This window comes from Sphingomonas faeni, from assembly GCF_030817315.1.
GTDB lineage: Bacteria > Pseudomonadota > Alphaproteobacteria > Sphingomonadales > Sphingomonadaceae > Sphingomonas > Sphingomonas faeni_C.
In genome coordinates, this window is the sequence record NZ_JAUSZF010000001.1 from 366,480 (window position 1) to 391,012 (window position 24,533).

Annotated in this window: 25 protein-coding genes and 1 tRNA gene; 9 read left to right on the forward strand and 17 right to left on the reverse strand. The window is 65.6% G+C overall.

Annotated features, from left to right (window positions below):
• Nucleotides 1–4: 4 nt before the first annotated feature.
• The 3 genes from QFZ54_RS01765 to QFZ54_RS01775 all read right to left on the reverse strand — a co-directional run bounded on the left by QFZ54_RS01765 (nucleotide 5) and on the right by QFZ54_RS01775 (nucleotide 3,768).
• Complete coding sequence (locus tag QFZ54_RS01765; protein WP_307083835.1) at nucleotides 5–1,150, reverse strand: hypothetical protein; 1,146 nt, start codon at nucleotides 1,148–1,150, stop codon at nucleotides 5–7.
• Nucleotides 1,151–1,154: 4 nt separating this feature from the next.
• On the reverse strand, nucleotides 1,155–2,687 hold the full coding sequence (gene ubiB / locus QFZ54_RS01770; RefSeq protein ID WP_307083837.1) for a 2-polyprenylphenol 6-hydroxylase: 1,533 nt from the start codon (nucleotides 2,685–2,687) through the stop codon (nucleotides 1,155–1,157).
• A gap of 316 nt (nucleotides 2,688–3,003) precedes the next feature.
• The gene (locus QFZ54_RS01775) at nucleotides 3,004–3,768 is read right to left on the reverse strand and encodes a class I SAM-dependent methyltransferase (RefSeq protein WP_132738866.1); all 765 of its coding nucleotides are present in this window, start codon (nucleotides 3,766–3,768) and stop codon (nucleotides 3,004–3,006) included.
• 56 nt (nucleotides 3,769–3,824) lie between these two features.
• Here QFZ54_RS01775 and mutM point away from each other — a divergent pair, with 56 nt between their 5' ends.
• The 3 genes from mutM to dnaA all read left to right on the forward strand — a co-directional run bounded on the left by mutM (nucleotide 3,825) and on the right by dnaA (nucleotide 6,951).
• On the forward strand, nucleotides 3,825–4,640 hold the full coding sequence (mutM, locus tag QFZ54_RS01780) for a bifunctional DNA-formamidopyrimidine glycosylase/DNA-(apurinic or apyrimidinic site) lyase (RefSeq protein WP_307083840.1): 816 nt from the start codon (nucleotides 3,825–3,827) through the stop codon (nucleotides 4,638–4,640).
• A gap of 94 nt (nucleotides 4,641–4,734) precedes the next feature.
• Complete coding sequence (gene rpsT, locus QFZ54_RS01785) at nucleotides 4,735–4,998, forward strand: 30S ribosomal protein S20 (RefSeq protein WP_031394736.1); 264 nt, start codon at nucleotides 4,735–4,737, stop codon at nucleotides 4,996–4,998.
• 459 nt (nucleotides 4,999–5,457) lie between these two features.
• Complete coding sequence (gene dnaA / locus QFZ54_RS01790) at nucleotides 5,458–6,951, forward strand: chromosomal replication initiator protein DnaA (RefSeq protein WP_307083850.1); 1,494 nt, start codon at nucleotides 5,458–5,460, stop codon at nucleotides 6,949–6,951.
• Between the two features lie 217 nt (nucleotides 6,952–7,168).
• Here dnaA and trpS read toward each other — a convergent pair whose 3' ends face one another.
• The 3 genes from trpS to secB are packed head-to-tail and all read right to left on the reverse strand — an operon-like array spanning nucleotide 7,169 to nucleotide 10,298.
• Nucleotides 7,169–8,176 (reverse strand): tryptophan--tRNA ligase, encoded by a 1,008-nt coding sequence (trpS, locus tag QFZ54_RS01795; RefSeq protein WP_307083852.1) that lies wholly within the window; start codon nucleotides 8,174–8,176, stop codon nucleotides 7,169–7,171.
• A gap of 8 nt (nucleotides 8,177–8,184) precedes the next feature.
• Entirely contained in the window at nucleotides 8,185–9,750 is a 1,566-nt protein-coding gene (gene murJ, locus QFZ54_RS01800) for a murein biosynthesis integral membrane protein MurJ (protein ID WP_307083854.1), read from the reverse strand.
• Nucleotides 9,751–9,773: 23 nt separating this feature from the next.
• Entirely contained in the window at nucleotides 9,774–10,298 is a 525-nt protein-coding gene (secB, locus tag QFZ54_RS01805) for a protein-export chaperone SecB (RefSeq protein ID WP_307083855.1), read from the reverse strand.
• 260 nt (nucleotides 10,299–10,558) lie between these two features.
• On the opposite strand from secB, the gene QFZ54_RS01810 reads away from it, so the two are divergent.
• The 3 genes from QFZ54_RS01810 to QFZ54_RS01820 are packed head-to-tail and all read left to right on the forward strand — an operon-like array spanning nucleotide 10,559 to nucleotide 13,153.
• Nucleotides 10,559–11,203 carry a Tim44/TimA family putative adaptor protein gene (locus QFZ54_RS01810; protein ID WP_307083857.1) on the forward strand — a complete coding sequence of 215 codons (645 nt, stop codon included), beginning with the start codon at nucleotides 10,559–10,561 and terminating at the stop codon, nucleotides 11,201–11,203.
• Nucleotides 11,203–12,552 carry a murein transglycosylase A gene (mltA, locus tag QFZ54_RS01815; protein WP_307083859.1) on the forward strand — a complete coding sequence of 450 codons (1,350 nt, stop codon included), beginning with the start codon at nucleotides 11,203–11,205 and terminating at the stop codon, nucleotides 12,550–12,552. The genes QFZ54_RS01810 and mltA overlap by 1 nt, the downstream gene beginning before the upstream one ends.
• A complete protein-coding gene (locus QFZ54_RS01820) occupies nucleotides 12,527–13,153 on the forward strand; it encodes a Smr/MutS family protein (RefSeq protein ID WP_307083861.1) in 627 nt (208 codons plus the stop codon). The genes mltA and QFZ54_RS01820 overlap by 26 nt, the downstream gene beginning before the upstream one ends.
• 206 nt (nucleotides 13,154–13,359) lie before the next feature.
• On the opposite strand, the gene dapE is transcribed toward QFZ54_RS01820, so the two are convergent.
• The 9 genes from dapE to QFZ54_RS01865 form a co-directional block, all read right to left on the reverse strand.
• Entirely contained in the window at nucleotides 13,360–14,496 is a 1,137-nt protein-coding gene (gene dapE / locus QFZ54_RS01825; protein ID WP_307083863.1) for a succinyl-diaminopimelate desuccinylase, read from the reverse strand.
• Nucleotides 14,493–15,164, reverse strand: coding sequence for a glutathione S-transferase (locus tag QFZ54_RS01830; RefSeq protein WP_307083865.1), 672 nt, complete (start codon nucleotides 15,162–15,164; stop codon nucleotides 14,493–14,495). Before QFZ54_RS01830 ends, dapE begins: the two co-directional genes overlap by 4 nt.
• A gap of 100 nt (nucleotides 15,165–15,264) precedes the next feature.
• Nucleotides 15,265–16,710 (reverse strand): S41 family peptidase, encoded by a 1,446-nt coding sequence (locus tag QFZ54_RS01835; RefSeq protein ID WP_307083867.1) that lies wholly within the window; start codon nucleotides 16,708–16,710, stop codon nucleotides 15,265–15,267.
• Nucleotides 16,711–16,900: 190 nt separating this feature from the next.
• The gene (gene yihA / locus QFZ54_RS01840; RefSeq protein WP_056052878.1) at nucleotides 16,901–17,518 is read right to left on the reverse strand and encodes a ribosome biogenesis GTP-binding protein YihA/YsxC; all 618 of its coding nucleotides are present in this window, start codon (nucleotides 17,516–17,518) and stop codon (nucleotides 16,901–16,903) included.
• Between the two features lie 59 nt (nucleotides 17,519–17,577).
• Nucleotides 17,578–19,287, reverse strand: a complete 1,710-nt coding sequence (gene yidC / locus QFZ54_RS01845; protein ID WP_307083869.1) for a membrane protein insertase YidC — start codon at nucleotides 19,285–19,287, stop codon at nucleotides 17,578–17,580.
• Nucleotides 19,284–19,541: a membrane protein insertion efficiency factor YidD gene (gene yidD / locus QFZ54_RS01850; RefSeq protein WP_307083871.1), complete on the reverse strand. Its 258-nt coding sequence runs from the start codon at nucleotides 19,539–19,541 to the stop codon at nucleotides 19,284–19,286. The genes yidC and yidD overlap by 4 nt, the downstream gene beginning before the upstream one ends.
• A 196-nt stretch (nucleotides 19,542–19,737) precedes the next feature.
• A complete protein-coding gene (rnpA, locus tag QFZ54_RS01855) occupies nucleotides 19,738–20,094 on the reverse strand; it encodes a ribonuclease P protein component (protein WP_307083874.1) in 357 nt (118 codons plus the stop codon).
• Nucleotides 20,095–20,150: 56 nt separating this feature from the next.
• Nucleotides 20,151–20,285 (reverse strand): 50S ribosomal protein L34, encoded by a 135-nt coding sequence (gene rpmH / locus QFZ54_RS01860; protein ID WP_031393806.1) that lies wholly within the window; start codon nucleotides 20,283–20,285, stop codon nucleotides 20,151–20,153.
• Nucleotides 20,286–20,372: 87 nt separating this feature from the next.
• Nucleotides 20,373–20,624 (reverse strand): hypothetical protein, encoded by a 252-nt coding sequence (locus QFZ54_RS01865; protein WP_307083885.1) that lies wholly within the window; start codon nucleotides 20,622–20,624, stop codon nucleotides 20,373–20,375.
• Between the two features lie 168 nt (nucleotides 20,625–20,792).
• On the opposite strand from QFZ54_RS01865, the gene QFZ54_RS01870 reads away from it, so the two are divergent.
• The 3 genes from QFZ54_RS01870 (at nucleotide 20,793) to QFZ54_RS01880 (ending at nucleotide 23,202) form a co-directional block, all read left to right on the forward strand.
• The gene (locus QFZ54_RS01870) at nucleotides 20,793–22,301 is read left to right on the forward strand and encodes a YifB family Mg chelatase-like AAA ATPase (RefSeq protein WP_307083886.1); all 1,509 of its coding nucleotides are present in this window, start codon (nucleotides 20,793–20,795) and stop codon (nucleotides 22,299–22,301) included.
• A 57-nt stretch (nucleotides 22,302–22,358) separates the two neighbouring features.
• Nucleotides 22,359–22,443 (forward strand) — tRNA-Leu (locus QFZ54_RS01875).
• An 87-nt stretch (nucleotides 22,444–22,530) separates the two neighbouring features.
• Nucleotides 22,531–23,202, forward strand: a complete 672-nt coding sequence (locus QFZ54_RS01880; protein WP_307083889.1) for a cell wall hydrolase — start codon at nucleotides 22,531–22,533, stop codon at nucleotides 23,200–23,202.
• Nucleotides 23,203–23,207: 5 nt separating this feature from the next.
• Here QFZ54_RS01880 and QFZ54_RS01885 read toward each other — a convergent pair whose 3' ends face one another.
• Both QFZ54_RS01885 and gntA read right to left on the reverse strand, forming a co-directional pair.
• Entirely contained in the window at nucleotides 23,208–23,795 is a 588-nt protein-coding gene (locus QFZ54_RS01885) for an urea carboxylase-associated family protein (protein ID WP_307083891.1), read from the reverse strand.
• Nucleotides 23,788–24,516 carry a guanitoxin biosynthesis heme-dependent pre-guanitoxin N-hydroxylase GntA gene (gene gntA / locus QFZ54_RS01890; RefSeq protein WP_307083893.1) on the reverse strand — a complete coding sequence of 243 codons (729 nt, stop codon included), beginning with the start codon at nucleotides 24,514–24,516 and terminating at the stop codon, nucleotides 23,788–23,790. Before gntA ends, QFZ54_RS01885 begins: the two co-directional genes overlap by 8 nt.
• Between the last annotated feature and the right edge of the window lie 17 nt (nucleotides 24,517–24,533).

Sequence of the window (24,533 nt, forward strand, 5' to 3'; positions counted from 1 at the left end):
AGCTCTAGCGGATAACGCGCGTCACCGTAATGCGCCGCGTATCGCGCGCGGCGGCGATCATATCACGCAGGCCGTCGACCGCGAACACCAGCCCGACCAGCAGCACCGGCGTGGTCATCAGCGCCCAGTAGAAATTGTCGCTCCGCGCGAACAGCGAGATCAGCGCGGCATAGGCGGCGAACACGACCAGCGCACGCGTCGCGACCGCATCGCGCCAGGCGAGCCAGCCGAACAGCGCGGTGCCGAGGACCAGCGAGGCGAGCCATTGCGGCAGGATGTCGAGACCCGACGAGATCGTCGCGAGCCTGACGTAGAACCCGAACCCTTCGAGCCCGGTCCATCCTTGCGATACGCGGTCGAGCGGCCCGCTGATAAGCGATACCGCGTGTGCATGGGCGGCAAGCACCACGGCGAAGACCCCGATCGCCGCGAGCCAGCCGAGCGTCTCGCGGCGCTCGCCCTCGACCCACGCGAACACCGCCATGATCGCGACGTAGAGCAGCGCGGTCTCGCGGATCAGCATCGCCGACAGCCCGAACGCGACCGCGGGAAGCCAATGGCCCGGACGGCGCAACGCCAGCGACAGCGCGATCAAAGGACCCGCCCAGACTTCGTGGAACACCACGAAACTTTGGTCCAGGTTCACGTAGAGGCCGGCGACCACCAGCAGCCCCGCCGCGCCGAGCGGAAGGATGCCCGTCGTTTCAGGACGAAGCCGCGCGACCCAGGCGAGGATCGTCCCGATGCACAGCACCAACAGCAGCAGGTTCACCAGTATCGCGGGCAATGCCGCTTGAATGACGGCCAAGGTCGGCAAGCGGACCGCAAAGAACGGCTTCAGCGGGTAATGGCCCATGCGCTGCGTCTCGGCGGCGACGGCGTAATAGGGCGAGCCGCCACGGATCCCGGCGACGATCGTCTCGTACAATAGCAGGTCGGTCTGTCCCGGTGGCGGGCCATCGGCCGCGACCGAGGTCGATGCGACCTCTCCATCAACGCTCGGTCGCGGGCCCGGCGAAGCGATCGCGCTGAGGCAGGCGATCAGGAATACCGCGAACAGCACGAGGCCGATCCGCGCCTGCGCCGACGGCATGCCTGCGAACCGGGTTGCGCCGGTCACCCATAACGGAGCGCCGCGGCGCGTTTTCATGCCCTCAACCAAGAAGCAGCGTCGTCACGACACCCGCGGCGGCCGCGAGCACCGCGACCAGACCGTACCGCCAGCCACCACCGATCCGGATCACTTCGATCTCGCGCAGCGGCATCGTCGGCGGTGCGCCACCGGGGGCAGGGTAATGCGCTTCGATCCGGCGCACCAACTCGGGTAGCCGGGTGAGCGTGCGGAAATCCTCGATCAGGCGGTCGGCGATCATCGCCTCGGGTCCCAGCTCGCCGCGAATCCAGTCGCGGACGAACGGTTCGGCCGCTTCCCAAAGGTTGATGTCGGGGTTGAGGCTGGTCGCGACACCCTCGACCATCACCATCGTCTTCTGGAGCAGCAGCAGATGCGGCTGTGTCACCATGTCGAAATCGCGGGTGATCGAGAACAGGCTGTCGAGCATCATGCCGATCGACATGTCCTTGACCGGCAGCCCGCGCATCGGCTCGCCGACCGCACGCAGCGCGGTGGCGAATTCGGCGACGTCGTGATGCGCGGGGACATAGCCCGCTTCGAAATGGATTTCGGCGACGCGCTTATAATTGCCGGTGATGAGCCCGTAGAGGATCTCGGCGAGCCAGACGCGCGCGCGTCGGTCGATCCGGCCCATGATGCCGAAATCGATCGCGGCGATGCGGTTGCCCGGCAGCGCGAACAGGTTTCCCTGGTGCATGTCGGCGTGGAAGAACCCGTCGGCGATCGCCTGGCGAAGGAATGCACGGACGAGCGTGTTGGCAAGTGCGGGAAGGTCGTAGCCGGCTGCGACGAGCGCCGGGCGGTCGGACAGCTTGATGCCGTCGATCCACTCGATCGTCATGACCTTGTTGGTCGAGCGTGCCCAGTCGATCGCGGGGATGACGAAATCGGCCTCTGCGGTCATGCCTTCCGCGAGTTCGGAAGCGGAGGCGGCTTCGCGGCGGAAGTTGAGTTCGCGCAGGGTCCAGCGCTTGAACGTCTCGATCGTTAGGCGCGGGCGCAGCCGCATCGCCTCGGGGCTGAGCGCCTCCAGTTGTGCCGCGGCCCAGCTGTAGGTGTCGATCGCGCGGGCGAAATCGTCTTCGACGCCGGGGCGGAGGACCTTGACCGCGACCTGGCGGCCGTCGGTCGTGACGGCGCGGTGGACCTGAGCGATCGAGGCTGCGCCGACCGGGACCTGCTCGATACGCGAGAACAACGTCTCAAGCGGCTTGCCGAAGCTCGCCAGCATAGCCGCTTCGATCGTCTCGTAGGGGACGGGGGAGAGCTGGTCCTGGAGCCTCAGTAGGTCGTGCGCGGCGTCCTCGCCGACGAGATCGGGCCGGGTGGCGAGCGTCTGGCCGAGCTTGATCGCCGCGGGTCCGATCGCCTGGAACGCATCGGCATAGCGCGGCACCGCCGGCACGCGGGCGCCGAACCGCGCGATGCGTGCGAGGCGGCGGACGGGGGCTGGCGTGTTCGGGTCACGCTCGATCCCGCGCAACGCGCCGTGGCGGGCGAGGATGCGGCCCCATTTGAGGAGTCGCCATATGTGGGTGGTTGAGGCGGTCACCGTGGTCGAGCGCCTTGAGAAGGGGTTTGTTCACGCGAAGGCGGGAAGCCTGTCCTGAGCAGGGTCGAAGGGGCGCGAAGAGAGATCGGTTCACGCGGAGACGCGGAGACGCGGAGAGAAAGAAGAAGTGGTTCGCGCAGAGGCGCAGAGGCGCAGAGGTGTGTTGCCTCGCCGCGCTTGCGGCTTTTCATCATTGGCGAAGGGCTGACATAGCGCTGACGCGCATAAGACCCGGCGCCTTCGCGCCCACTTACTCTCCGCGTCTCCGCGTCTCCGCGTGAACCACTCTTCGCCACTTCGCGCCTTCGCGTGATCACTAGATCTTCCAGCCGCTGTGAATCGCTACGAGTCCGCCCAGCAAAGGCTCGACCTTCGTCTGCACGAAGCCGGCGTCGGCGATCATGCCCTTGAACTTGGGCATGTCGGGGAAGCGGCGGATCGACTCGATCAGGTAGCGATAGCTGTCGGCATCCTGCGCGAGCAGCTGGCCGAGCTTCGGGACCATCTTGTGCGAATAGGCGTCGTACACCTCGGCGAACCCCGGCCAGACGGTGGTCGAGAATTCGAGGCAGTAGAACCGCCCGCCACGCCGCAGCACGCGGTGGGCTTCGCGGAGTGCCTTGGGGATGTCGGTGACGTTACGGATGCCGAATGCGATCGTGTACGCGTCGAAGAACTTGTCGGGGAAGGTCAGCGTTTCCGCATTGGCTTCGGTCCAGACCAGGCCGTCGATCCCTCGCTTCTGGGCGCGTTCCATGCCGACTTCGAGCATCTGCGGGTTGATGTCGGCGACCGTGATCGAGGCGCCCGACGGCTCCATGCGGAACGCGATGTCGCCGGTGCCGCCCGCCATGTCGAGGATCTGCTCGCCTTCGCGCGGTTTCACGCGGCGGACGAAGCGGTCCTTCCACAGCCGGTGCATGCCGCCCGACATCGCATCGTTCATCAGGTCGTATTTGCCCGCGACGTTCGAGAAGACGCCGCCGACGCGGGCGGTCTTCTCGGTCGCGGGGATGTCTTCGTAGCCGAAGGAGACGGTATCGGGCGTGAGTGCGGGCGCGGGCGCGATCAAGTCGTTCATATCCTGCGCTCTAGCCGCGCCTTGTGGCGCGAGCAAACGCAACCTAGCTGCAAAGCGTGCCAGAATTACCAGAAGTCGAAACCACCGTGCGCGGGCTGGAGCCCGTGCTGAAGGGCCAGCGCCTGACCTCGGTCGAGCCGCGGCGCGCCGACCTACGGAAAGCGATCCCGGTCGACCTGCGTCAGCGGATGACGGGCGCGACGGTCACGACGCTCGGGCGGCGCGCGAAATACGGGCTGATCGATACCGATCGCGGCGACACTTTGGTGTTCCATCTCGGCATGTCGGGACGCTGGCGAGTCGATCCGAGCGAACTGCTCGCGCACGATCACCTGCTGATCGGCACCGCGGCGGGCCGGACGGTTGCGCTCAACGACCCGCGGCGATTCGGCTTTCTCGATCTGTGGGCGACCGACGACATCGCCAATTATCCCCCGTTCCTCAGCATGGGGCCCGAGCCGCTCGGACCAGACCTGACGGCCGCGTATCTGCTCGAGGCGCTCGAAGGGCGGGGAGCATCGATCAAGGCGATGCTGCTCGACCAGCGGATCGTCGCGGGGCTCGGCAATATCTATGTGTGCGAGGCGCTGCATATGGCGAAGATCGCGCCGAGCCGGGCGGCGGGGCGGATCTCGCTGTTTCGACTCGAGCGACTCGTCGAGGCGGTTCGGACGGTGTTGACGGCGGCGATCCTGGCCGGTGGTTCGTCGCTGCGCGACTATGTGCGGCCGGACGGCGAACTCGGCTATTTCTCCAAGCAGTGGCGCGTCTATGGTCGCGAGGGTGAGGCGTGCGAATGTGGTGCTACCGTCAGGCGGCGCACCGAGGGCGGGCGCTCGACGTTCTGGTGTCCCAAGTGCCAACGCGGTTGACGATCTAGCGCAATGTGGGTAGGGCCGCGGCTTCGAGAGGGCGTAGGAGCAATCCGGCGCCCCTTTTTATTCATTCGAACATCCAGAGGGCTTCATGGCGAACACGCCGCAGGCGAAAAAGCGTATCCGTCGCAACGACCGTCGCGCGGAAGTGAACGGCAACCGAGTCGGCCGTATCCGTACCTTCATCAAGAAGGTCGAGGCTGCACTGGCTTCGGGCGACAAGGGCGCAGCGACCACCGCACTCGCAGCGGCACAGCCTGAGCTGCAGCGCGGCGTCGCCAAGGGCGTGCTGCACAAGAACACCGCGAGCCGCAAGTTCGCACGTCTGACCAAGGCCGTGACCGGGCTCGCCTAAGCGACCGATCACTGCCGGATCATTGGCGAAGCGGATCACCCGTCGGGACCTTCCCGGCGGGTTTTTTGCGTCTGCGAAGGGAACCGGCGGGGAGTCCGCATAACCCTAGGATTCGCCACGATTCGTGTGTTCGAGAATCACGTCACGCAATCGCAGAAATTGCAAAAAATGCGTAAACACAGCCACTTATAAAAATATCGACGCATTTCCGCGGCTTGATCAAGTCAACCCGCTTTATTTCGAAAATGTGACGCGTCGGGGCCTTGCTCGGATCGCCGATCGCTTCATAACGGGGCTCACAGCGACGGTGGTTTCCACCGCTGCATCAACAAACAGGGCGAAGATGCCGGATGACCCTTGGGGTCGTCAGGGGGACCATTTTCTGTCGGAACTATATCACCCGCGCGAGCAGTCTCGCGGGGTCGGAGAAGTGTGCGCGTGACGAAGTGGCAAGGACCGATGACCCACGCGACCGAGGCTGAAAAGGCCTGGGCCCGCGTGCGTGCGTCCTTGCGAGAGTCGGCGGGCGCGCGGCTGTTCGAGCAGTGGCTGAAGCCGATCGAGCTGATTCCCGGCGAAGACCGCGACACGATCCGCCTTGCGCTGCCGTCGGCGTTCATGACGAACTGGGTCCGCAATCATTACGCCGACCGACTCGTGCTCGAGTTCAAGCAGATCCTGCCGAACGTCCGCACCGTCCAGATCGAAACCCGGGCGCCGGGTCGCGCGCCCGTGGTGTTGGCGATCGAGCCGGTGGCGGACGCCGTTGCGCCTCGGCCCATTGCAGATCCTGTGCCGGTCCAGGTCGAGCCTGCCCCCGAACGGGGCGCCGAGTCGGTACAGGCGGCGATGAAGTTCGGCGTCGATCCGTCGCTGAAGCCTGCGCCGGCACCCGTCATAGCCTTGACGCCGGTCGGCATGCCGGCCGAGCGGCCGCCGCTCGATCCGCGGTACACGTTCGCGCGATTCGTCGTCGATCCGTCCAACAAGGTCGCATTCAACGCGGCCAAGGTGCTGGCCGAGCCCGGTCCGGTGCGGTTCAGTCCGTTGTTCCTCCACAGCGGCACGGGGCAGGGCAAGACCCACCTCATGCACGCGATCGGCCATGCGTTCCTCGAGCACAACCCGCACGCGATCGTGCTGTGCATGTCCGCCGAGCGGTTCATGTACGATTTCGTCGCGTCGATGCGCGCACGCGATACGCATGCGTTCAAGCAGCGGCTGCGCGGTGCCGACCTGCTGCTGATCGACGACCTCCAGTTCATCGCCGGCAAGGACGCGACGCAGGAGGAGTTCTTCCACACGGTCAACGAGATCATGGCTGCGGGCAAGCGGCTGGTGATCTCCGCCGATCGCTGCCCACAGGCGCTGGACGGCGTCGAGGCGCGGATCATCAGCCGGATGGCGGTCGGCCTGGTTGCGGACATCAAGGCGCCCGACCTGACTCTGCGCCGGACGATCCTCGATCGGAAGCTCGTCGACCTGCCCGACATGCGCGTGCCGACCGACGTGCTCGACCTGCTCGCCAGCCGCATTCATGCGAACATCCGCGAGCTTGAGGGCGCGCTGAACCGGGTGGTGGCGTATGCACAGCTGACCGGGGACACGATCGATCTCGACTTCGCGGTCGCGACGCTGGGCGAGGTTCTACGTGGCGCGCAGAAGCGCGTGACGATCGACGAGATCCAGAAGCTCGTGTCGGCGCATTTCGAACTGAAGCCGCTCGATCTGATTTCGGCGCGGCGGGCTCGGGCGGTGGCACGGCCGCGGCAGATCGCGATGTATCTGGCGAAGCGGTTGACGACTCGGTCGCTGCCGGAGATCGGGCGGAAGTTCGGTGGGCGCGATCACTCGACGGTGATCCATGCGGTGCGCAAGATCGAGGAACTGCGCGATTCGGATCGGGACATCGATGCGGCGGTGCGCGTGCTGATGCGGGAGCTTGAGGGCTAGGCTTTCCATGCTTGTTCTCCCGCGAAGGCGGGAGCCCAGACTGGACCCCCGCCTTCGCGGGGGCACACTTCAACGACCGTACTCAATTCTTCCCCCCTCCCTGGAAGGGAGGGGCTGGGGGTGGGTTGGTCTGCTTTTGTCGCATCGGTTCCATGATGCGGATGGCGACCCACCCCCGACCCCTCCCTTTCAGGGAGGGGAGCAGGTCGGTTCGCGCCTAGACCTGCAACCCCATGGCGTTCTGGGTGGCCTTCAACACCGGTGCTGCCAGCGCGCGCGCTTTCTCCGCCCCCGCCTGCAATACCGCCGTTACCGCGCTGCGATCGTCGAGCAACCGCACCATCTCGTCGCGGATAGGGCCGAGCTTCGCCACCGCCAGGTCCGCCAGCGCGGGCTTGAACGCGCCGAAGCCCTTGCCGCCGAACTCGCCGAGCACCGTCGCTAGGTTGCTATCCGCCAGCGCGGCGTAGATCGTCAGCAGGTTGCGCGCCTCGGCGCGATCGCCGAGTTCCTCCACCGTCGCGGGCAACACGTCCGGATCGGTCTTCGCCTTGCGGAACTTGTCGGCGATGGTGTCGTCGCTGTCGATCAGCTTGACCACCGACTGCTCGGACGGGTTCGACTTCGACATTTTCGCCGACGCATCGCGCAACGACATGATCCGGGGCGCCGCCTTGCTGATCAGCGGCGCGGGTAGCGTGAACAGGTCGACGCCGTAGTCGCCGTTGAACTTGGTGGCGATGTCGCGCGCGAGCTCCAGATGCTGCTTCTGGTCCTCGCCGACCGGCACGTGCGTCGCGTTGTAGAGCAGCACGTCGGCGGCCATCAGCACGGGGTAGTCGTACAGCCCGACGCTCGCGCCCTCGCGATTTTTGCCCGCCTTGTCCTTGAACTGCGTCATGCGGTTCAGCCAGCCGACGCGGGCGACCGTGTTGAGCAACCACGCCATCTCGCTATGCGCCGGCACGCGCGCCTGGTTGAAGAGGATCGACTTCGCCGGATCGATGCCGGCCGCGATCATCGTCGCGGCGACCTCGATCGTGTGCGCGGACAGTTCCGCCGGCGCGATCCATTCGGTCGGCGCGTGGAGATCTGCGATGAAGAACATCGACTCGCCACCCTGCGCGGCGACATCGTCCTGGAGTGCGACCCACTGCTTCACGGCGCCAAGGTAATTGCCGAGGTGGAGATTACCGGTTGGCTTGATGCCGGAGACGACGCGCATAGAGAAACCTATCTGGAACGACGCAGAAGCGTGGAGATGTCGCCCAGCCGGAACGCGCCGGTGAGCAATGTCGCGATCGCATAGACCACGCCGCCGGTGGTAACCAGCACCAGCATCGCGCCCCAGCGCTGGATGCTGGTGCCGGTCACGAACGGCTGGAACAGGTCGTTGAGGAAAAACATCACGACCCCCATGATCAGCGCAGCGACCAGCAGCCGCCACGTCCGCCGGCGCAACCGCGCGTCCGGGGTGAAGTGCCCGCGCCGGACCAGCGTCCGGTACAGCATCGCGACGTTGACCGTGCTCGCGATCGCGGTGGCGAGTGGCGGCCCCATATGGCCGAGCGGCTTGATGAAGGCGAGATTGAGGACGAGGTTCACGACCATCGACATCGTCGCATAGCGTACCGGCGTGCGCGTGTCGGAGCGGGCGTAATAACCGGGCGTCAGGACCTTCACGAGGATGTACGAGGGCAGCCCGATCGAGAAGGCGGCGAGCGCCTGCGCGGTCAGCACACTGTCCTCAAGTGCGAACTTGCCGTGCTGGAACAGCGCGCCGACGATCGGCACCCCGCACACGATCAATGCGACCGTCGCGGGCAGGGTCAGGAACAGCGCAAGCTCCATGCCGCGGTTCTGCGTCGTCATGGCCTCCGCATCCTCGCCGCGGCCGAGCTGGCGCGAGATCGTCGGAAGCAGGACGGTACCGAGGCCGATGCCGATCAGCCCGAGCGGCAACTGGTTCAGCCGGTCGGCGAAATAGATGTACGAGACCGACCCGGCCGGCAGCAACGCGGCGGCGAGCGCGGTCGAGACGACGAGGTTGATCTGCACCGCGCCGGCCCCGGCGGCGGCGGGCCAGATCAGCGACATGAGCTTCTTCACGTCGGGATTGAGCTGCGGACGCTTGAGGCGAAGCTTCACGCCGGACGCGCGACACGCCCAGATCAGCCACCCGAGCTGCAACGCCCCTGATATCGTCACCGCGATCGCCTGGTTGCGTGCGGTCAGCAACGGCTGGTGCTCGTGGAACAGCAGCAGCGCGGCGATCAGCGTCGCGTTCAGCAGGATCGGCGCGGCCGCGTTGATCCAGAACTTGTGCAACGAATTGAGGATGCCGCCGAGCAGCGACACGAGGCTGATCAGCGGTAGATAGGGCAGCATGATCCGCGACAGATGGACGACATAGTCGAACCGCTCCGCGCTCGCGCCGTTGAACCCGAAGGTCAGCAGCCACGTCATCGGCCACGCCGCGATCTCGAAGATCACGGTCATCAGGATCAGCGTCGGCAACAGCACCGACAGCGCATCCTCGGCGAACGCGATCCCGTCCGGCAGGCCGCGCCCGTTCTTGTCACCGACCTTCCGATTGAACATCGGAATGAACGCAGCGGAGAACGCGCCCTCCGCGAAAAGGGCGCGGAACATGTTGGGGAGGCGGAACGCGATCAGGAACGCGTCCGACGCGAACCCGGCGCCGACGAACCGCGCGAACAGCGAGTCGCGCACCAACCCCAGGATGCGGCTGGCGAGCGTCAGCCCGCCGACCGATCCCAGCGCCTTGGCAAGGTTCATCTATTCCGCCCCAATTCCTTCGATCACGCCTGGCCGAAATCGCCGACGTTCGGCTGGATGCCCTGCTGCTCCGACTGCTGGAGATAGAGCTGCGAGAAGTCGATCGGCTCGAGCAGCAGCGGCGGGAAGCCACCGTCACGCACCGCATCCGACAGCACGCGGCGGGCGAACGGGAACAACAGGCGCGGTGCCTCGCCCAGCAGGAACGGCTGGACGTGCTCGGCCGGGATGTTGCGCAGGCCGAACAGGCCGGCGTACGAGAGGTCGACGATGAACGCGACCTGGCCCTCGGTCTCGGCGCGGACGTCGATCTTGAGCACGACTTCGTGCACTTCGTCGCCGACCTGCGCCGCGCCGATGTTGAACTGCACGTCGATCGCCGGCGGGGTCTGGTTCTGGTAGACGGCGGGGGCGTTCGGGTTCTCGAACGACAGGTCCTTGACGTACTGCGAGATCAGGCCGGCTGCCGGGATCATGTCCTCGCCGTTCACGAGAGTTTGATCACCCATCTGATCCGGCGTCGTCACGCCATTGTCCTGGTCAGCCATTCGTCATGTCCTTGAAGATATACGTAAGGGGGGAAGATATACGTAAGGGGGGAAGATATACGTAAGGGGGGAAGATATACGTAAGGGGGGAAGATATACGTAGGGGGAAGATTAGCGCAAAGATGGGACCGAAGCGGAACACTCGCGCGTTCTGGTTGGTCGAGGCGGTGCGATTAGCAGTGCCGACGGGGCGTTTCAACGGGCGCGGGTTTGAATAAGCGCAGCTTTGGCCTATGTTAGCCCGAAGATCGGAGGCACGGTTGTTTTACGTAGTACTTCTCGCGATGGTGGCAGGCTTTCTCGCCATGCGCCTGTACAGCGTGCTCGGTAAGCGAACCGGGCATGAGCAGCCGTTGCCGCGCACGGCTGAGGAACGCCCGGTGCCGATCTCGGTGCCGCGCACGGTCGATGCCGTTGCCGAACCCCGCGAGGTCGCCAGCCGCAATATCGAGCCTCAGGCCGAAGCCGGGCTTCGCGCCATCGTCGCAGGCGAACCTGGTTTCGACGTCGGCCGCTTCCTCGAAGGGTCGCAGGCTGCATATCGCATGATCCTCGAAGCCTTTTGGAAGGGCGACGAGGACGCACTGGCCGATCTTGCGATCGACGATGTCCGTGCCGCGTTCGTCGAGGCGATCGTCGCTCGGCGCAAGGCTGGCGAAGTGCTCGACAACCGCCTCGTCTCGATCGAGCGCGCCGTCATCTCGGACGCGAGCGTTTCGGGCCGCGATGCGCGGATCACCGTGCGCTTCGATGCCGATATCGCCGCGGTCACGCGGGATGCGGAAGGCAACGTGCTCGCCGGTTCGCTCACCGACGCGGTCGAGACGCACGACGTGTGGACGTTTGCCCGCACCCTGAAGAGCAGCGATCCAAACTGGAAGCTTGCGGATACCGACGAAGCCTGATGCGGACGTTCAGGGGGGTAGGGCTTGGTGGCGTTGGACTGTCGCTGCTGTTGAGCGCGTGCGTCGGCAGCGTCGAGGCGCCACGCGTTTCACCAGTGCCGGCTCCGATCGACCGGGATACCCGTCCGACCGAACCGGTTCGTGTTCGTCCTTCGCGCGATACCGGCGCGTCGCCCAACATTCGTGGTATTCAGTCGCCGGCCCGGATCGTCGGCGCGGTACCCTTGCTGCCTGCTCCGACGGTGCCTGCGGTCGCGCCGGTGAACGCCGCCGCGGCCGGCGTGTTGCCCGGGCCGTCGTTTGCAAGCCTTCCGATCGACGATGCGCAAGCGCAAGCCGCGCTTGCGGCGTTTGTCACGAGTTGCCCGTCGCTGGTGCGCCGGACCGACACATCGGGTCTGACGCGCGGAACGGATTGGCAGCCAGCGTGTACGGCAGCGGTTTCCACCAATCGTCGCGATGCCCGCACATTCTTCGCACAATGGTTCGAGACGGCGCAGATCGGCGACGGCAAGGCGTTCGCGACGGGCTATTACGAGCCGGAGATCGCCGGGTCGCTGGAGCGGCGTGACGGCTATGCGCCGATCTACGGCCGACCGACCGACCTGATCGACGTCGACCTCGGCGCGTTCTCGACCAGCCTCAAGGGCAAGAAGATCCGCGGTCGCGTCGATCGCAGCAACCTGGTGCCCTATTACGACCGCACCGCGATCGAACAGGGTGCGCTGTCGGGCAAGGCACCGATCCTTGCCTGGGCACGTGATCCGGTCGAACTGTTCTTTCTCCAGATCCAGGGCTCGGGGCGGCTTCGCCTGCCGGATGGGGAGATTTTGCGGATCGGCTATGCGACGCAGAACGGACGCGACTATACCGGCATTGGCGCGCTGATGAAGTCGCGCGGGTTGCTACAGCCGGGCCAGACCTCGATGCAGGGTATCGTCGCATGGCTCCACGCGCATCCCGCCGAGGGGCAGGCGATCATGCGCGAGAACAAGAGCTTCGTGTTCTTCCGCGAGCTGGAGGGCGCGCCGCTGGGGGCGCTCGGACTGCCTGTCACCGGCCAGGTCAGTGCTGCGGCCGACGTCAAGTTCGTGCCGCTCGGCGCGCCGGTGTTCCTGTCGCTCGACCGGCAAGACGCCAGCGGGCTTTGGGTCGCGCAGGATACCGGCGGCGCGATCAAGGGCAGCAACCGTTTCGACACGTTCTGGGGTGCTGGCGCCGCGGCGGAGGCTACGGCCGGCGGCATGGCCGGACGGGGCACCGCGTATCTGTTGCTGCCGATCGGTACCGTCGCGCGGCTCAATCAGGCGAATGGGGCGCGATATGGCGGGCCGTCCGCTCAACCCTGATGAGGCGCAACTCTGGGCGCGGGTTATGGCGAGCGTGCGTCCGATGCGTGCGGTCGCCGTGCTTATCCCCGAGCGCGCGCCACCGCTGCCGCCGCCACCCAAGCCGATCATCGGTCCCAACGGCAAGATCGTGCCCGCACCACCGGCACCGATGGGGCGGGTGAAGCCGCTCGTTCGTACCGTCGTGACGCCTTACGCCGCGCGGCCGGGGGCGAAGCCGGTGGTAGCACGGCCGGTCGTCAAACCGATCACGGCCAACACGCTCGATGGCGGATGGGACAAGAGGCTCACGCGAGGTGTAGTGAGTCCCGACAGCTCGATCGACCTGCACGGCCACACGCTGGCGTCGGCGCATGCGATGCTCGATGTCGGTCTGGGGCGCGCGATCGCGCGTGGCGACCGCGTGCTCCTGCTGGTGACGGGCAAGCCGCCCCGCCCCGAAAGCGAACGCCCGCACGCAAGGGGCGCCATCCGGTCTGCAGTCACCGACTGGCTGGCGAGCTCGCGGCATGCGGACTCGATCGCCGCGGTACGTGGCGCACATCCGCGACATGGCGGGCAGGGTGCGCTGTACATCGTCCTGAGGCGCGGGCGGGATTAGATTTGCGAGTCCGGCACTCACGATCGTTTCGTCAGTTTGGGAAACGTATGTTGATCGCAAGCCTGCAGGTTTGAGCGCTTCCTAGCACGTTTACTTCCCCCTTCCCTGGAAGGGAGGGGTAGGGGGTGGGTCGCCTTCCGCGAATGCGTACGATGCGGCTCGAGCGGGCCTACCCACCCCCAACCCCTCCCTTCCAGGGAGGGGCGCTAGTTGAGCGCGCGCACGATCACGTCTTCATAGATATCCGTCAGCGCCAACAGGTCCTCGACCGCAACGGCCTCGTCGACCTTGTGCATCGTCGCGTTGATCAGGCCGAACTCGACCACAGGGCAAAGCTTCGACAGGAAGCGCGCGTCGGAGGTGCCGCCGGTGGTCGACAGTTCCGGGGTGATGCCCGTCGATGAGAGGATCGCCTCTGACAACAGCGTCGAGAACGCGCCGGGCTCGGTGAGAAACGCTTCGCCCGAAACCTTGCCCGTCACGATCGCGCGGGGGTCGTGCTTCGCCGCGATCGCGCGGAGACGCTCGATCAGGTCCGCCCCGCGGTGGCGATCGTTGAACCGGATGCTCAACCGCGCTGAGGCCTTGGCGGGGATGACGTTGTGCGCCGGATTGCCGACGGCGATGTCGGTCACTTCGATGTTCGAAGGCTGGAACCAGTCGGTGCCCTTATCGAGAATGACGGCCTCGATCTCCGCAAGGATCTCGACGAGCCGGGGAATCGGGTTGTCGGCCAGATGGGGGTAGGCGACATGCCCCTGACGCCCCGGCACATCGATCCAGATGTTCACCGAACCACGCCGCCCGATCTTGACCATGTCACCGAGCCGCGTGGTCGACGTCGGTTCACCGACCAGGCACAGGTCCGGCACGATACCCCGCGCGGCCATCCGCTCCATCAACGCGACGGTGCCGTAGGTCGCGGGGCCTTCCTCGTCGCCGGTGATGATCAGCGACAGCGTGCCCCCGTCTCGCTGGGCATTGCTCCTGCTCGCGGCGGCAACGAACGCAGCGACCGCACCCTTCATGTCGACCGCGCCGCGTCCGTACAGCAGTCCGCCGCGAACTTCGCCGGACCAGGGTGAGCCGCTCCAGCCTTCACCCGCAGGAACGACATCGACATGCCCTGCGAACGCGAGATGACGCGGGCCATCGCCGCGCACGGCGAGCAAATTTTCGACCGGCCCGTCTGGTGCTTCGCCGACGACGAACCGGTCGACCGCGAACCCGATCGGCAGCAGCGCGGCTTCCAGCACATCGAAGACGGTGCCGCGTGCGGGCGTAACGCTATCGGCAGCGATCAACGCCTGCGTCAGTGCGACCGGATCGATCGGTACGTTCATGCAGGCGTCGGTACCGGCTGCTCGAATTGTTCGAGAACCCATTCCTCTTCCTGCGCCGCGGCGATCCAGTCCTGCATGAAGGGATGTTCGAACATCGCCTGCATGTAGCCGGCGGCAAAACGTGCGATCGGCAGCTGATACGTCACGATTCGCGTGACGAGCGGCGCGAACATGATGTCCGCCGCGCCGAACTGGCCGAACAAGAAGTCCCCGCCGCCGCCGAAGCGTGCTCTGGCTTGCGCCCAGATTTCCATGACCCGCTGCAACTCGGCCAGCACGTCGTCGTCGGGCGTCTGCGCCGGGAATACCTGTCGCACGTTCATGCTGTGCTTGCGACGCAACGCGGCAAAGCTCGAATGCATCTCGGCCGCCATCGACCTGGCCATCGCGCGCGCGGCATTGTCCTCGGGCCAGAACCGCTCGCGTCCGACCTTGTCCGCAAGGTACTCGACGATCGCCAGGCTGTCCCACACGACCGCGTCGCCGTCCCACAGGATCGGCACCTTGCCCGACGACGGCGCGAACTCGTCGCCCGAGCGGCGCTTTTCCCAATCGGCGTCGTACATCGGCACGACCACCTCCTCGAACGGCAGCCCCGACTGCTTGCACGCGAGCCAGCCGCGCAGCGACCAGGAGGAATAGGCCTTGTTGCCGATGATCAGTTTCATGCTGCGTGGACTAGCGGCGCAGGTGCGCCGCCGCAACGCCGGTAATGCGTCTCGGCGTGATCCGGGGGGGCGTCACGATCGCCGCGACGCACCCCCGCAATCAGAACGAACCGGGCACCATCCGTTGCGCGGCGCTCGGTGCCGCGGGGATCAGCAGGTCCTGACGTGTGCTCGCGGTGGTCCGTGCCGACGACGCACCGACATCGCCGGTGATCGCGGAGCAACTACGACCCGCGAGGAAATCGAGCGCGCGGCGGGTAGAGGCTTCGCGCGGGTCGCCGAGCGGGAAGCTGATGTCATCGGTCGCGCGACACGTTGCTTCGACAGTCGATGCCAGGCCGTCGAAGTAATTGCCGTTGCGCGCCGCGTTCTGCGTCGTGAAGGCAACCACGCGGAGGCGATCGTCGCAGGCCGGCTTGTCGAGCGCGATCTGGCCGACGGGCTTGCCGTAGGTGTTGGTCCCGATCAGCGCGGAATTGCTATGCAGATACGGCGTGAACGCGTTGATCACGAGTTCGCTTGCGGAGGCCGTGCCGCCGCTGCCGATGAACGCGATCCGGGTCGGCGCGATCGATTCGGGTTGCGGCGCGAAGAACCGGGTTTCGTTGTTGGATGCCTTCTCCGTGCGGAAGGTCGTGTAGTCGAACACCTCCGACGTGGATCGCGCTCCGCCGAGCAGGTCGCCGAGATACTCCGCCGTCGCGACGAGCCCGCCGCCATTGTAGCGCAGATCGATGACGACCTTGGTCACGCCGTTCGCGCGGAAATCGGCGAACGCGGCCTTCAACGCGGGTTCGGCCGTGGAAATGAAGGTCCGCAGGTTGATATAGCCGACGCGCTGGCCGCTATCGTCGATGATCTTCGCGCCGTATCGTGTCGAGACCGGCAGCAGGTTGAAGTCCGCCTTGGCGACCGTCACGTCACGCGTACCGGCGGCGTCCGAGATCCGGAATACGCGCGACGTGCCCGCCGTGTCGGGCCCGAATGCGGTGGTCAGCCCGGCCGCGCCCTCGGCACTGATGATCGCGCTCACCGTGCGGAGGTTGCCCGACGTCGTGCCGATCGCGACGATCTCCGTACCGCGATCGATACCTGCGGCGAGGGCAGGAGCGTTTTCGAACGATTCGGCCGCGAACAGCCGCTGGCCGGTCTGGTCGAGCGCGAACCGGATGCCGAAGCCGGCACTCGATCCCGACGTGTAATACGCGTTCTCTTCCTTGATCGACGTCAGATACGTGAAATACCGATCCTTGCGCTGAGACCGCGCGGTCGCGGTGAGCGCGTCGATGTAATCGTCGACAGTGGTATAGCTCGCCGCATTGAGGGTCGCGGGCAACGTATCGGGGAACAGATACCATTCGCGAAGCTGCGCAGCAGCCCAGTCCTGGCGCTCGCGCAACGAACAGCCTGCCGTCGCGGTCGGGGTCGGGGTGGGCGTCGGTGCCGCCGCGGTGCTGCCCCCCGTCGAATTCGAGCCGCCATCGCCGCCGCCGCAGCCCGACACCATCGCAACTATCGCCAGCATCGCCCCGAACCGTGTCCGCATCGCGTAATCTCCCCCGTTTACCGGAGGCTACGAAATTCGCCGGACTATGCCAGCGGCAAATCACCGATCGATCGAATGTCGACAAATTTAGTGGAGCGCTGCGATTTCCGCGGTCATATCAAACGCATGCCCACGGCAGAGGCGGGTCCGGTAGATCTCCAGCTACCCCGCCAACCGACCGTCGTTTTGGCTAGCTGACCGCTTCGACCACGGCCGCGCGGAGTTCGGGAATGCCCATGCCGTATTCGCTCGATGTGACGAGGATATCCGGATGTGCCGCCGGACGCTTGCGTGCCTCGATCGCGGTGCGCTCGGTGACTTCGACCAGTTCGGACGCCTTGATCTTATCCGCCTTGGTCAGGACCATGCGGTAGCTAACGGCGGCCTTGTCGAGCATCTCGAGGATCTCGCGGTCGACGTCCTTGATGCCGTGGCGCGAATCGATCAGCACGAGCGCGCGCTTCAGCACGTCACGGCCGCGCAGGAAGTCGTTGATCAGGAAGCGCCATTTCTTGACGACGTCCTTGGGCGCCTTGGCGAACCCGTAGCCGGGCATGTCGACGAGGCGGAACGCGAGCGGCGCGCCGACGTCGAAAAAGTTCAGCTCCTGCGTACGGCCCGGCGTGTTCGACGTGCGTGCCATCGAGTTGCGCCCGGTCAGCGCGTTCAACAACGACGACTTGCCGACGTTCGAGCGGCCCGCAAACGCCACTTCCGGCACCGACGCATCGGGCAGGAATTCGAGCGTCGGCGCGGACTTCAGGAAGCCGACATGCCCGGCGAACAGCTTTCGCGCATGCTCCAGCATCTCGGGCGTGAACGGCGCGTCCGTCTGCTCGAGGTCCGGACCTAAGTTGGGAACGTCGTTCACTTGGTCACCGGCACTTTCAGGCCCGGATGGCGGGCGTAGAGCAGCTTCTGCTGGATGATCGTCAGGACGTTCGACGTGATCCAGTACACCTGGAGGCCGACCGCGAACGGCGCCATCACGAACATCAGGACCCATGGCAGCAGCTTGAAGACCTGCTTCTGCGTGTCGTCCATCGGCGTCGGGTTCAGCTTGAACTGGAAGTACATGCTGATGCCCAGGATGATAGGCACGACACCGATCGCGATCATGTGCGGCGGCGTGAACGGCAGCAGGCCGAACAGGTTGAGCGGCGTCAGCGGATCGGGCGCGGACAGATCCTTGATCCACGCCACGAACGGCTGGTGACGCATTTCGATCGTCAGCATCAGCACCTTGTAGAGCGCGTACATGATCGGGATCTGGAGCAGCGTAGGGGCGCAACCGGCGAGCGGATTGACCTTCTCCGCCTTGTACAGCGCCATCACCTCCTGCTGCATGCGGACCTTGTCGTCCTTATACTTCTCCTGCAGCAGCTTCATCTTCGGCTGGACGGCGCGCATCGCGGCCATCGACTTGAACTGGCGCTGCGCGATCGGGAACAGCAGGCCGCGGATCGTCACCGTCAGCAGGATGATCGCGACGCCGAAGTTGCCGACCATGCGGAACAGCCAGTCGAGATAATAGAAGATCGGCTTCTCGACGATGCGGAACCAGCCCCAGTCGATCGCGTAATCCAGCTTGGCGACGCCGCCAGCCTGATCGGTGTAGCGATCGAGCAGGCGGACTTCCTTCGCACCGGCGAAGAAGCGCGAGACCTGCGTGATCGACTGGCCGGGCGCGACCTGCTTGGGCTGGAGCGCGTAGTCGGCCTGGTACGCCTTGTTGGCACCAGCGCGGAACTGGCCGTCGAACGCCTGGCCCTGATCGGGGACGAGCGCGGTCAGCCAGTATTTGTCGGTAAAGCCGAGCCAGCCGCCGGTCGTGGTGAACTTCTGCGTGGCCTCGTCGATGTCCTTGTAATCGGGGCGGTAATGCGCGCCGCCATTGTCGACCGACATCGGCCCGACATGGATCGTCATCGACGACGGATCCTTCGAGATGCCGACCCGGTTGACGAGGCCATAGGTGGCGACGGGGACGGGCGCGGTGCCGGCGTTGAGGACGGTCTGGCGGACCGTGAACATGTAATCCTGGTCGACCGCTATCTGGATGCGGAAACGCTGCCCGGTGGCGTTGGCCGCGTCGAGCGTGACCGGCGTGGTCGGCGTCAGCGTGGTCGCGCCCGACGGGGTCCAGACGGCGTCGGCAGCAGGCGGTGCGAGGCCCTGCGCGCGCCAGCCGAAGCTTGCGAAATAGGCGTCGGGCGCACCGGCGGGCGAGAGCAGGCGGATCGGCGGCGAGTTCTTCGCGACGGTCTCGTCATAGCCCTTGAGTACGAGATCGTCGATCCGCGCGCCCTTGAGGTTGATCGAACCGGACACGCGGGGCGTCTCGATACGGATGCGAGGGGTGCTGGCGATCACCGCGTTGCGGTCGCCAATGGCGGCGGCGCCGTCCGCGGCCGGATCGGCAGCGGGGTTCGCGACCGGCTTGGTCTTGCCGCCTTCGATCTTCGTGACCGGTGGATTCGCGGTCGGGAAGAACTTGCCCTGGATCAGCGGCCAGCCGAACAGGATCAGCGCCGCGATCACCGCGAACAGCACGAAATTCTGCTTGTCGTCTTTCACAGGGCGGCGTCTTTCAATTTCTTGTCGATGTCTGGGTCGTGGTCGGGGACCGGGTCAGGTCCGTACCCGCCCCACGGATGGCAACGCGCGATACGCTTCGCCGCCAACCAGCCCCCCTTGAGCGCGCCATAGCGCCCAACGGCCTCTATTGCATAGGCTGAACACGAAGGATCGTAGCGGCAGCTCGACGGCAGGACGAGGGAAGGGCCGAGTTGCCATGCGCGGGCGATGAGGATGAGGAGGCGGGCTAGCATGATGCAGCCGAGGCCAGCACGCCCCAATATTGTCTCCCCGCGAAGGCGGGGATCCAGACTGGGCTCCCGCCTTCGCGGGAGAACAAGGAGCGGGGGGCGATCGCCCATTCGGCACAGCGCCACCCAAACCTAGGTACCACCCCGGCGGAGGCCGGAGCCCAGTTGGGGGACGTAGCTAACGAAGGGCGGTGCTGCATCACGGGCGCTTTCCCACCTGGGCCCCGGCCTTCGCCGGGGTGGTGGTGTTCGCGGGAGTGGCAACCTTACCTGCTGGCGTGTCAGCAGCCTGCGGCGTAACCTTTCGGAACGCCTTGCCAAGCTCGGTCCGCAACAAGGCGTAGTCCCGCTCGACCCCGCCGTTCCGCCCGATCAACACATGATCAGCCCCGGCAACGCCGCGTTCCGCCAGCAGCTCGCGCGCTAACGCCCGCAACCGCCGTTTCATGCGGTTCCGGACGACGGCGTTGCCGATCTTCTTGGTGACGGTGAAGCCGATTCGCATCGTGTCATCACCGTCATCGCGGGCGCGCATGAGCAGGACGAATCCCGGCATCGGTGCGCGCTTCCCCGCATTCGCCGCGAGAAAATCGCGGCGCTTACTTAATACGGTTAGGCCGACAGCTTCTTGCGACCGCGGGCGCGGCGTGCGTGGATCACTGCCCGGCCGCCGACCGTCGCCATCCGTGCGCGGAAGCCGTGACGGCGTGCGCGTACCAGGTTGCTCGGCTGAAAGGTCCGCTTCATTGGTCATTCCCTAGGTCATCAAATAGAAAACGGCCGCCACGGGGACGGCCTTGATGGCTGGGCGCTTACGGAAAGGGCGGCGGTAAGTCAATTCGCACCGGCCTCGGCAGCCGCGCTTTTCGACGCCTTTGCCCGCTCGTGCCGCCGCATCGCGCTCTGCCGCCGCATCATCCGATCGACGAAATGCCCGGTCCGCGGCCAGCGCCGCTTCAGCCGCGCCCATTTCAGCCGCGCCCACCGCGAATTGCGCAACACGAGTACCATCCCGCCGGCGAACAGGAAGATGCCTGCCGGCCCCGGCAGAGGGGCAAGCAGCGGTGCACTGAGAATCAACAGCATCCCGAGCACCAACTGGCCGAAGCGGAGAACGGGGGAGCGGACTGGATTCACGGAAGGCATGTGGGTCCGGTGTATTAGGTTCGCAAGACGGCGAGCTGCCGCCCACACTTGCAGACATGGCAATTCGGGTATGAATAAGGCGTGACGTCGTGTCGCGGGGGAGCGGGCATGGCGGCGATCGTGGCGACGGTGGCGTATCTCGGGCTGGAAGCGCGCGCCGTCGAGGTGCAAGTCCAACTGATTCCAGGACTTCCCGCGTTCAACGTCGTCGGGCTGGCGGACAAGGCGGTCGGCGAAAGTCGCGAACGGGTGCGCGGTGCTATCGCGGGCATGGGGCTGTCGCTGCCGCCGAAACGCATCGCGGTGAACCTGTCGCCCGCCGATCTCCCGAAAGAAGGATCGCATTTCGATCTACCCATCGCGCTGGCGCTGCTGGCGGCGATGGGCGTGGTCGATGCCGAGGCACTGGCGGATTACGTGATCGTCGGCGAACTCGGGCTCGACGCACGGATTACCGCGTCGCCGGGTGTGTTGCTCGCGGCATTGCACGCATCGGAAGCGGGGAAGGGGCTCGTCTGCCCCGCCGCGCAAGGGTCCGAAGCGGCGTGGGCCGGCGAGATCGAGGTGATCGCCGCGCCGGACCTGCTGTCGTTGCTGAACCACTTCAAGGGACACGGCCTGCTCAGCCCACCTAAGCCGGGAATCGCCGATACGGCCGATCACGGTCCTGACCTGCGACAGGTCAAAGGGCAGGAAACGGCGAAACGCGCGCTGGAGATCGCCGCCGCCGGATCGCACAACCTGCTGATGGTAGGCCCGCCCGGCTCGGGCAAGTCGCTGATGGCGTCGTGCCTGCCCGGCATCCTGCCGCCGCTCGACCCGGCCGAGGCGCTTGAGGTCTCGATGGTCCAGTCGGTCGCCGGCACGCTCTCCGGCGGTCGCCTGACCCGCACGCGGCCTTTTCGGGCGCCGCATCACTCCGCATCGATGGCGGCGCTCACCGGCGGTGGTTTGAAGGTCAAGCCGGGGGAGGTCAGCCTTGCGCATCTCGGCGTGCTGTTCCTCGACGAACTCCCGGAGTTCCAGCGTGCCGTCCTCGATTCGCTCCGCCAACCGCTTGAAACCGGCACGGTCAGCGTCGCGCGAGCAAACGCACACGTCACCTTTCCTGCTCGCGTACAGTTGATTGCAGCGATGAACCCATGTCGGTGCGGGCATCTCGGTGACGCGAGCCTCGCCTGCGCGCGCGCCCCGAAATGTGCAGCAGACTATCAGGCCAAGGTATCCGGTCCGCTACTCGATCGGATCGACCTGCATATCGACGTTCAGGCGGTCAGCGCCGCCGACCTGATCCTCCCGCCGCCGACCGAAGGCTCGGCAGAGGTTTCCGCGCGCGTCGCCATCGCCCGCGCGATCCAGACCGACCGATACCGCGACCACCCGGTGCGCACGAATGCGGAGGCGGATGGGGCATTGCTCGACGCGGTAGCCACGCCTGACGAAGCTGGCCGTAAACTGCTCGCCCAAGCTGCCGAAGCGATGCGGCTGACCGCGCGCGGCTACACCCGCATCCTGCGCGTGGCCCGTACCATCGCCGATCTCGCCGGCAGCGATACCGTCACCCGCATTCACATCGCCGAGGCGCTAAGTTACCGCCGCCAGCCGCCCCGCAACTAAAGGCGCAACTAAACCCGCTTGCGGCGGACGAAAGCTTCGTCTAGCCAACCCGCCGCTGCCCCTGTGGCGAAATTGGTAGACGCGACCGACTCAAAATCGGTTGCCGCAAGGCATGCTGGTTCGATTCCGGCCAGGGGCACCATCTCTTTACGACGATCACGCTTCGACCCTCCGGGGGAGGGGCACGTGGATCGTTTCCTTGCGAAAATTTCGCCGGTAAGGACGCGGGATGGCGAAGCGACCGGCCCGATATGCTTCATCGCGACGGCGCAACGGATCCGGGCTGAGGCCATCGTCCGAGCATTGGCTTCTCCTGCTCGGCGCCGTGGTAGCGTTTGCCGCGATCTTCGGATCGCTGACCGATCTGCCTTGGCCAACCGAAACTACTACAACTGATCGCAAGCCGCGGTTGACTATGGCTCAGGCTCGGGTCTCCAACGCGCTGGTTCCGATCGTAACGGACAAACGCAAACGGGCGGCACCGTTCCGCTTTCGTGGCGGGCCTGCCTCGCGCCTCCAGGCGACCGAGTGCCTCGCGACTGCCGCGCTCTACGAGGCCGGCAGCGACCGCGACGCGCAGCGCGCCGTCATTCAAGTGGTGCTCAATCGGGTCAGTGCCCGCGGCTTCCCCAAGACCGTGTGCGGAGTCGTCTACCAAGGTTCAAACCGCAAGACGGGATGTCAATTCTCGTTCACCTGCGACGGATCACAGACCCGCCGTCCCGAACACGACGGATGGGACCAAGCAAGACGCGCCGCGCGCCGAGCGATGAACGGCTACGTCTATACGCCAGTGGGGCGCGCGACCCATTACCATACCGACTGGCTGGTGCCGTACTGGCGCGGCTCGCTCGTCAAGGTTGCGACCGTGGAGTCGCACATCTTCTACCAGCGCCGTTGAGCGGTTCAGTCGATCCGGTACTGGATCGGCTTGAACGAGCCCCCGTTCGATTGGAGCGCCGAGCATGCAGTCATGCCGATCACCAGGTCCATCGCCGCGCGGAACACGATCGTATCGCCAGCCTTGCTCAGCGGAGGCTCGACCGTGAACGTCCCGGTCTCGCCGTTGATCGGCACGTTCATGAAGCAGTTGAACGCGACCGGAATCTGGTCCGGCTCCACGCCCCAAGGCTCGAGCGCCTCCGCGAGGTTGCCGAAGCAGCCGCGATGCGGATCGGTGTCGCCATAGATGATCGCGAAGGTTTCCTTCGAGCACGGCGTCAGCAGAAAGTCGTGCCGGCCGACATCGTCCGAAACGATCTCCAGCATCACGTTGCTGCGGTTCGAATAGAGCAGGTCGCCAGTCGTGAGATACAACCGGCTTGCGTAATCGAGTGTCCGCCCCGACGAAATCGCCTCCCGCACGTCCGCCCGGTTGTAGGCGAGGAGATCCGAAACCTGCCGCCCCTCGGGATCGATCACGGTCAGCGTCTGCCCCTTGTCGAGCGTGAACCCAGCACCCGAACGCGGCGGGATCGTCTTGATGTCAGCCACGGGCTTCGCCTCGCTTGAAAGGGCATTTCCAGGACTCGTCGACGACGCGCCCGCTATATTGTCGCGCTTCGCTCGATTCGCCGTGACGCGCCAGCATCGGGTTCATCGAGCCGGCATATTCAAGATCCCGCGCCAGGATCGACGAGCGCAGCTTGTCGTAGCGTTGTTGGTCGCGCAGCACCTCGAACTGGTCATGTAGGTTGAACACCATTGCCGGCGATTCAAATTTTCGCGCGGGACGGCTAGCGTTTGGATGCAGGCCAACCACGAAAAACGCCTCGCCCGCAAAGCTCAGCGAGAAATGCGGATCGTCGGGATCACTGCTCACCGACGGATCGGGACGGTAGCCGAGCCACTCGTCCTTGTCGCTAAGTGATTGAGCACGCGCCCAAAGATGGGCTTCGAACTCTTCCTCCGACAGCAAAGCAGGCGCTTCGAAGAGAATGATAAGCGTCCGAAAGATCGCACGATCCTCGCGGTATTTCCGGACTGTCTCGCCGAGTGCCGGAGAAATTCGCATGTCATCCCAAGCGGATCGCACGTCGCGCGCGACGAGGATATCCATCTGTCCCTTGGCAAGCGCGGATTTTGCGCCGACGCAGGGGAACTGTGGAGCCTGCACGTTCTCGATGAACTTGCGCGCCAAGGGATGATCATTTTGGAAAACTGGCTGATACATGGTCGGGGGGGAACCCGCGAACCGCAGCAATGTTTCGCTCATGGTACAACCTTTGATAC

Coding starts and splice junctions, on each gene's coding strand:
- QFZ54_RS01765 (WP_307083835.1), bottom strand. CDS start 1,150: ATGAAAACGCGCCGCGGCGCTCCGTTATGGGTGACCGGCGCAACCCGG.
- QFZ54_RS01775 (WP_132738866.1), bottom strand. CDS start 3,768: ATGAACGACTTGATCGCGCCCGCGCCCGCACTCACGCCCGATACCGTC.
- rpsT (WP_031394736.1), top strand. CDS start 4,735: ATGGCGAACACGCCGCAGGCGAAAAAGCGTATCCGTCGCAACGACCGT.
- dnaA (WP_307083850.1), top strand. CDS start 5,458: ATGACCCACGCGACCGAGGCTGAAAAGGCCTGGGCCCGCGTGCGTGCG.
- trpS (WP_307083852.1), bottom strand. CDS start 8,176: ATGCGCGTCGTCTCCGGCATCAAGCCAACCGGTAATCTCCACCTCGGC.
- murJ (WP_307083854.1), bottom strand. CDS start 9,750: ATGAACCTTGCCAAGGCGCTGGGATCGGTCGGCGGGCTGACGCTCGCC.
- secB (WP_307083855.1), bottom strand. CDS start 10,298: ATGGCTGACCAGGACAATGGCGTGACGACGCCGGATCAGATGGGTGAT.
- mltA (WP_307083859.1), top strand. CDS start 11,203: ATGCGGACGTTCAGGGGGGTAGGGCTTGGTGGCGTTGGACTGTCGCTG.
- QFZ54_RS01820 (WP_307083861.1), top strand. CDS start 12,527: ATGGCGGGCCGTCCGCTCAACCCTGATGAGGCGCAACTCTGGGCGCGG.
- dapE (WP_307083863.1), bottom strand. CDS start 14,496: ATGAACGTACCGATCGATCCGGTCGCACTGACGCAGGCGTTGATCGCT.
- QFZ54_RS01830 (WP_307083865.1), bottom strand. CDS start 15,164: ATGAAACTGATCATCGGCAACAAGGCCTATTCCTCCTGGTCGCTGCGC.
- QFZ54_RS01835 (WP_307083867.1), bottom strand. CDS start 16,710: ATGCGGACACGGTTCGGGGCGATGCTGGCGATAGTTGCGATGGTGTCG.
- yihA (WP_056052878.1), bottom strand. CDS start 17,518: ATGCTGGAGCATGCGCGAAAGCTGTTCGCCGGGCATGTCGGCTTCCTG.
- yidD (WP_307083871.1), bottom strand. CDS start 19,541: ATGCTAGCCCGCCTCCTCATCCTCATCGCCCGCGCATGGCAACTCGGC.
- rnpA (WP_307083874.1), bottom strand. CDS start 20,094: ATGCCGGGATTCGTCCTGCTCATGCGCGCCCGCGATGACGGTGATGAC.
- rpmH (WP_031393806.1), bottom strand. CDS start 20,285: ATGAAGCGGACCTTTCAGCCGAGCAACCTGGTACGCGCACGCCGTCAC.
- QFZ54_RS01865 (WP_307083885.1), bottom strand. CDS start 20,624: ATGCTGTTGATTCTCAGTGCACCGCTGCTTGCCCCTCTGCCGGGGCCG.
- QFZ54_RS01870 (WP_307083886.1), top strand. CDS start 20,793: ATGGCGGCGATCGTGGCGACGGTGGCGTATCTCGGGCTGGAAGCGCGC.
- QFZ54_RS01880 (WP_307083889.1), top strand. CDS start 22,531: ATGGCGAAGCGACCGGCCCGATATGCTTCATCGCGACGGCGCAACGGA.
- gntA (WP_307083893.1), bottom strand. CDS start 24,516: ATGAGCGAAACATTGCTGCGGTTCGCGGGTTCCCCCCCGACCATGTAT.